The organism is Citricoccus sp. (assembly GCF_035445025.1).
Classification (GTDB): Bacteria; Actinomycetota; Actinomycetes; order Actinomycetales; family Micrococcaceae; genus Citricoccus.
This window is the reverse complement of sequence record NZ_DAOMPX010000089.1, coordinates 1-6,342: the sequence shown is the minus strand read 5'-3', so window position 1 is coordinate 6,342 and position 6,342 is coordinate 1. Positions and strand designations below refer to the sequence as shown.

Sequence of the window (6,342 nt, the reverse complement as noted above, 5' to 3'; positions counted from 1 at the left end):
CGAAGCTGGCCGACCTCGTGGACGGCAGCTCCGAGCGCAAGGGCCAGCATGCGGACGAACCGCGCATCCTGGAGCAGCCCAAGTCCTCCCCGACGCAGGACGACCAGCGCCCCTGACGCGTCGTGCCGCGGTCAGGACCGCGGTCCCCGCCTGCCCGGCGCGCTCCCCCAGGAGCCAGGATCCTGATGCGTCCGGGAGCTCAGGCGTCGGGAGACGTACGTGGCGAACCGGCCAGGTCCTGGGGGTGGGTCTGGGGATCCACGGGTGCCCCGGACTGGTAGACCGCGCGGGCGAGGGTGTTGGAGGCCAGCGAGGACACGATGACCAGGGCGAAGATGGTGACGAGGCTGACCAGCAGGACCCACCAGTCGAACCCGTCCCGGCCGGTCAGGTGCGCGAAGACCCCGGCCACCATGAGCGGAAGGCCCATCGCCGTGGCCGGCGAGAACACGTTCATCATCTGCAGGGCGTCCCGGGCCCGGACCATGGCCACGGCCGAGAGCAGCACCAGCAGCGCGCCCCCCAGGATCAGGACGGCGGCGAGGATCTGATACCCCTCCACTAGCGTTCCCCTCTCGTCAGGATGCGTGCCAGTGCCACGGTGGCCAGGATGCCCAGGAACGCCGCGAGCATGGCGGCGTCCTGGATGACCGCGGAGCCGGACTGGATGCCGACGATCATCAGGATCCCGATGCCCGCGAAGTACACCAGGTCCCCGACCACGGCCCGTTCGGCGGCCGCGGAGGCCGTGAAGATCCGGTAGAGCCCCAGCAGGATGGCGACGGCCAGGATCAGGAGCACCCCGGAGAGCAGCACGTCATACGCGGAGTCGATGCTCATCGGACGTCCCCTTCCGCGTGGTCCTGCCATCGTGGCCCGCGGGTCATCCGCAGCAGCCGGTCCTCCATCTCCCGCAGGCCCTCGTGGACGGACTCCCGGTCCGCGTCGAAGACCGAGTGGACGAAGACCGTCACGGGTTCTGAGTCCGTGCCGTGGGCGGTGCCCACCACGAGGGTGCCCGGGGTGATGGTGATGGAGGAGGCCATCCACGTGACCTCCAGGTCGGTGTTGCAGCGCAGCGGGAAGGCCACGATGGACGGCTCCGCGAACCGGCCGGGGACCACGGCGCGGCGGGCCACGGTCAGCGACCCGGCGATCACCTGGCCGATGAGCCAGGCCACGTAGGTGATCATGGACCCGACGTTGAACCGCCAGGCGCTGCGGTGACGCGGCTGGTCGGTTCTCATGGCAGCACCGCCTCGATGTAGGGACCGGTCTCGAAGAGCCCCGCGGTCGCGGTGTCGATGAAGGGCATCAGGAGCCCGGCGAAGAGGAAGAGTGCGATGGACACGCCCATCATCATCGTCCCGGGGGCCAGCAGGCGCAGCGGGATGCGCACCTCACCCTCCAGGGTCTGGGCCTTCGCCCGTCCCCCCTCGGGCGCGGCCGGCCAGTAGCGGTGGAGCGGGGCCCCCGCGAAGCTGGAGCCCCACAGCCGCTGCAGGGCCACGAGCGTGACCACGGACGAGACCACGATCGCCACCAGGAACACCGGGGTCTGCCAGGCGCCCGCGGGGCCGGTCTCACCGGCCTCCGCTACGGCCAGGCCCAGCCCCAGCTTGCCCCACAGCCCCGAGGTGGGCGGCAGCCCGGCCAGGGACAGCAGCCCCAGGGCCACCAGGACGGCGGCCAGCCGGTCCCGGTGCATCACCCCGGAGATCCGGCCCAGCACCCCGGTGCCGTAGGTGTGCTCGACGGCCCCCACGGTGGTCAGCAACGAGGCCATCGTGACCACGTGGTGGACCAGGTAGAACAACCCCGCCGCGACGGCCGCGGGCGAGGTCACGGCGACGCCGATCAGGATGTGTCCCACCCCGGCGACCATCTGGAAGGCCAGGACACCGCGGAACCGCTGTTCGCCGAGGGACCCGATGGCGCCCACCACCATGGTGGCGAGCACGACGACGGCGATCACCCCCGCGACCGCGGACGCCATTCCGGCCCCGGCGGCGCCGGACGGCGAACCCGGCTCGAAGGTCGTGAAGTAGATGCGGAAGATCGCGTACAGCGCGACCTTGGTGTGCAGGGCCGAGAACAGTGCCATGATCCCCGCGGAGGTCCCGGGGTAGGCCCGGGGCAGCCAGCCGTGGACGGGCACCACGCCGGCCTTGATGGCCAGCGCCAGCAGCACCACGGTGAGCGCCAGGGCGACCTGGGGGTCCTCGGCGGCCCGCCCGGCCAGGACGGCGAGGTTCACGGCCCCGGCCGATCCGTAGACCAGGCCGACGCCCATCAGCAGGATCAGGCTGGTCACCAGGTTGACGATGACGAACATGCGTCCCAGGCCCAGGCGCCGCCAGGTCCCGGTCACCGCGATCAGGGCGTAGGACGGCAGCAGCATCACCTCGACGAACACGAAGAGGTTGAACAGGTCACCCGTCAGCAGGGCGCCGTTGACGCCGGTCATCAGCAACAGGGCCAGCGCCGGGACGAACCGCAACCGGGCCTCACCGGTGAGGGTCAGGAACCAGCCGGAGGCAGCCGTGGCGAGCCCGGTGGTGGCCAGCATCAGGGCCGTGAGCGTGTCCGAGACCAGGGGGATCGCGATGCCACCCTCGTAGGCGCCGATGGCACTGGCCAGCACCGGGACCTCACGGTGGAACAGCATCAGGGCCACCGCCCCGGCGATCGCGAGGACGGGGACCCCGACGAGCAGGATCCGGTCGACCACGCGCTGGCGGAGGATCACGGACAGGCCCGCACAGAGCAGGGGCACGGCCACGAACAGCGCGAGCAGGGATCCGGGGGTCATCAGGTCGGTCATGCGTGCTCCTCCCCGGTCTCGGGCACCTTCTCCTGGTCGTCGTCCCGGCCGATCACGGCCAGGGCCAGCATGAAGATGGTGGTGGCCATGGAGATGACGATCGCGGTCAGCACGAAGGCCTGGGGCAGGGGATCCGCGGCGTCCGCGGCCTGCGCCGTGGACATCAGCGGTTCCACACGCCACCCCGGCACCCCGGTGGTCAGGAGCAGCAGGTTGACGGCGTGGGAGATCAGGGTCAGCCCGAAGATGGCGCGGACCATGCTCCGCTGCTGCAGCAGCCACACGCCCGCGGCGGTCAGTACGCCCACGGTCACGGCGAGGACCAGCATGTCACCGCCCCCATTCGTCGGGCTGGGTGCCGGAGGAGATGTGCTGGGTGGTGGGCTTCACCGGTTTCGCGGGCCTTCCGTCGGTGGCGGCCGTCCGGTCCGCGGCGAGCAGGCCGTCGATCGGGTTGTCCATCGGCCCGTCCACCTCTCCCAGCACGGCCTCGTCCACGCGCTCGCGGGCGCCCTCCCCGCCGGGGCGCTGGTGGGCCGAGCGCGCGGTGCCCAGGACGTTGAAGGCGAGCAGGATGAGCCCGACGACGGCCAGGTAGACGCCGGCGTCGAACACCATGGACGTGCTGAGGTGCTGGCCGAGGACGTACCCGTGCTGGGGCTCCATGTAGGTCCCCGTGAACGCCATGTTCCACAGGCCCGTGCTCACGGCGAGCACCACGCCGCCGCCGATCAGGTAGATGGGCGCCCGGGGCGCGCCGATCTGCCGGTCCCGCGAGGTGGAGACGTAGACAAGCCCCACAATGCCGGAGCCCACGAGGGCCGCGATGAAGCCGCCCCCGGGCTCGTTGTGGCCGCGCAGGAACAGGATGGCGGAGATGACCGCGAGCAGCGGGAGCAGGAACCGCAGCATCAGCTGGAGCTGGCTGATGTTGCCCCAGGAACTGAGGATGGCGCGGCGGGCGGTGTCGCTGCCGAGGTCCGGGCCGCCCGGGCGGTCGGCGCCGTCGTGCTCCTCACCGGTCGCCATCTCCTCGCGAGCCACCTTGTCCGGGTCCGGGTCCATGTACCGGTTGCGGACCGTGGAGAGCACGGCGGCCAGCGCGATGCCGGCCATGCCCAGCACGGCCAGCTCCCCGAGGGTGTCCAGGGCGCGGAACTCGACCAGGATGACGTTGACGATGTTGTCCCCGCCGGTGATGTCCTGGCCGTTCTCCAGCAGGTACGTGCCGACCTCGGACTTCTCCCGCCGGCCGGTCAGCCCCCAGGTGGCCAGACCGGTGGCGAGCCCGGCGCCCACGGCGATGACCGCGGCCGGCAGCGCCCGGGCGGCCCGGGGGCTCTTGAAGGTCCGCGGCAGCTTCTGCAGCACCAGCATGATGACGATGATGGTCAGGCTCTCCACGAGCAGCTGCGTCAGGGCCACGTCCGGGGCGCCGAGGGCCAGGATCTGGACCGTCATGAGGATGCCGATGGCGGACAGGGCCACCGTGGCGCCCAGCCGCGAGCGGGTGAACGCCACACCGAGTGCCGAGGCCGCCAGCAGGACGAGCAGCACCACGTCCACCGGCTGGTTCAGCCCCTCGCGCAGCGGGGGCAGGCTGCCCTGGGCACTGAGCAGGAGGGCCCCGGGGACCACGACGGCCACCAGCGAGGCCACCATCATGGCCGCGTGCGAGGCGGCGGCGTCCCGGGCGGTCAGCCGGGCCACGGCGTGGCCGGCCACGGTCAGGCCCCGGGTGCAGGCCTCGATGATCGAGGCACCGCCGAACGGCAGACCGGCGTCCTCCAGCACCGGCCAGAGCCGGTGGCGCAGCAGGACCGTCACCACGCCGGCGGCGAAGACCGCGAGGGTGGTGAGCAGTTCGGCGGTGATCCCGTGCCAGAGCACGAAGTGCGGTTCCGCCCCGGCGCCCGGCAGGGCCGTGTCCGTGGCGGCGCCGACCGCGACGTCCAGCAGCGGCAGGGCGAAGAGCGCCGCGACGGAGGCGAGGATCGGCAGCGCGGTGGCGGTCACCAGGATGCCACCGGGAGCGTGCACGGGGGCGTCGGCACCGGCGGCGTGCCCGTGGTCCCGTGCGTGGGCCGGCGCCACCCGCCCCGGCCGCCGGGTCCGGCCGTACTCCTCGGGCCGCTCCGGGTCCAGGAAGCCGCCGACGACGATCTTCGCGCAGTAGGCGAAGGTGAGCACGGAGCCGAGGGCGGCTCCGGCCAGCGCGACCGGGCCCGCCCAGGCGGCGAGCGTGCCGGACGCGCCTCCGTCCGCGGCCCAGTGGTTGAGGGCCGTGAAGATGGACTCCTTGGAGATGAAGCCGAGTAGGGGCGGGATGCCCGCCATCGCGCCGGCGCCCAGGACGGTCACCACGAAGGTGAACGGCAGCGCCCGGTACAGCACCGGCAGGCGCCGCAGGTCGCGGGTTCCGGTGGCGTGGTCCACGACTCCGACCACCATGAACAGCCCGGACTTGAACAGGGCGTGTGCGATGGTGTGGATCAGGGCGGCGGCGATGCCGGCCTCGGTCCCGGTGCCGATCGCGGCCACGATGAGCCCCAGCTGGCTGACCGTGGAGTAGGCCATCAGCTTCTTCAGGTCGTGCTGCTGCAGTGCCCGCCAGCCACCGACGGCCGAGGTCACCAGGCCCACGACGACGAGCAGGACGGACCACAGCACGTCGTCGTGGAAGACCGGCGAGAAGCGCAACAGCAGGAAGATGCCGGCCTTCACCACGGCGGCGGCGTGCAGGTAGGCCGAGACGGGGGTGGCAGCGGCCATCGCGTCGGGCAGCCAGGAGTGGAACGGGAACTGGGCCGACTTCGTCATGGCGGCCAGCGCGATGAGCAGCCCGACCGTGGTGGTGAAGGCGGGGTCCTGGGCCCACAGGTCCGAGGCCATGATCTCACCCAGGTTCGTGGTTCCCGCCCGGACGGCCACCAGCACGACGGCGACGAGCAGGGCCAGTCCGCCGAGGAAGGTGACCAGCAGGGTCCGCATCGACGGGGCGAAGGCGCTCTGGCCCGAGCGGGCGATGAGCAGGAAGGACGCCAGGGAGGTCAGTTCCCAGCAGATGAACAGGACCGCCAGGTCGTCCGCGGTCACGAGCCCCACCATGGCCAGCGTGAACAGGGCCATCCCGAGGTAGAAGCTCAGGTTGGGGCCGGGGTCCAGGTACCGGGTGGAGTAGACGAGCACCACCGCGCCGATGAGCAGCGCGATGAGGGTGAAGACGCTCGAGACGGGGTCGGCCGAGAACGCCAGCCTGATGCCCTCTCCTTCACCGGGCCCCCAGGAGGGAATCCACGGGATGGACCACGTGGCGGGTGAAGCGGCTGCAGCACCGCCGGCACCGGCGCGGGCAACCGTCCCCTGGGCCAGGGCGGGCAGGTACGCCACGGCGGCGAGCGTGTAGACGGCCGCCAGGGGCCATCCGGCGTTGCGGCCCCACCACCGGCAGAACAGGGGGGTGAGGATGAGTCCGACCGCAAGGAGGGCAAGGGTCAGTGCGGTGGACATGCGTTCCA

6 protein-coding genes are annotated in these 6,342 nt (G+C 71.8%); all 6 read right to left on the bottom strand.

Annotation, left to right across the window (positions count from 1 at the left end; genetic code table 11):
• Positions 1-199: 199 nt before the first annotated feature.
• A complete protein-coding gene (locus tag PLJ28_RS14535; RefSeq protein ID WP_324590308.1) occupies positions 200-562 on the bottom strand; it encodes a cation:proton antiporter in 363 nt (120 codons plus the stop codon).
• Positions 562-840, bottom strand: coding sequence for a monovalent cation/H+ antiporter complex subunit F (locus tag PLJ28_RS14530; RefSeq protein ID WP_298042632.1), 279 nt, complete (start codon positions 838-840; stop codon positions 562-564). The genes PLJ28_RS14535 and PLJ28_RS14530 overlap by 1 nt, the downstream gene beginning before the upstream one ends.
• Positions 837-1,247 carry a Na+/H+ antiporter subunit E gene (locus tag PLJ28_RS14525; protein ID WP_298042629.1) on the bottom strand — a complete coding sequence of 137 codons (411 nt, stop codon included), beginning with the start codon at positions 1,245-1,247 and terminating at the stop codon, positions 837-839. The genes PLJ28_RS14530 and PLJ28_RS14525 overlap by 4 nt, the downstream gene beginning before the upstream one ends.
• Positions 1,244-2,824 carry a proton-conducting transporter transmembrane domain-containing protein gene (locus PLJ28_RS14520; RefSeq protein ID WP_324590307.1) on the bottom strand — a complete coding sequence of 527 codons (1,581 nt, stop codon included), beginning with the start codon at positions 2,822-2,824 and terminating at the stop codon, positions 1,244-1,246. The genes PLJ28_RS14525 and PLJ28_RS14520 overlap by 4 nt, the downstream gene beginning before the upstream one ends.
• The gene (locus PLJ28_RS14515) at positions 2,821-3,150 is read right to left on the bottom strand and encodes a sodium:proton antiporter (protein WP_029139211.1); all 330 of its coding nucleotides are present in this window, start codon (positions 3,148-3,150) and stop codon (positions 2,821-2,823) included. The genes PLJ28_RS14520 and PLJ28_RS14515 overlap by 4 nt, the downstream gene beginning before the upstream one ends.
• Before the next feature lie 4 nt (positions 3,151-3,154).
• A partial coding sequence (locus PLJ28_RS14510; RefSeq protein ID WP_324590306.1) for a DUF4040 family protein occupies positions 3,155-6,342 on the bottom strand: 3,188 nt, incomplete at its 5' end.

Bases quoted from the DNA above. Each gene is read 5' to 3' on its own strand.
- PLJ28_RS14520 (WP_324590307.1), bottom strand. From the start codon at position 2,824: ATGACCGACCTGATGACCCCCGGATCCCTGCTCGCGCTGTTCGTGGCC.
- PLJ28_RS14525 (WP_298042629.1), bottom strand. From the start codon at position 1,247: ATGAGAACCGACCAGCCGCGTCACCGCAGCGCCTGGCGGTTCAACGTC.
- PLJ28_RS14530 (WP_298042632.1), bottom strand. From the start codon at position 840: ATGAGCATCGACTCCGCGTATGACGTGCTGCTCTCCGGGGTGCTCCTG.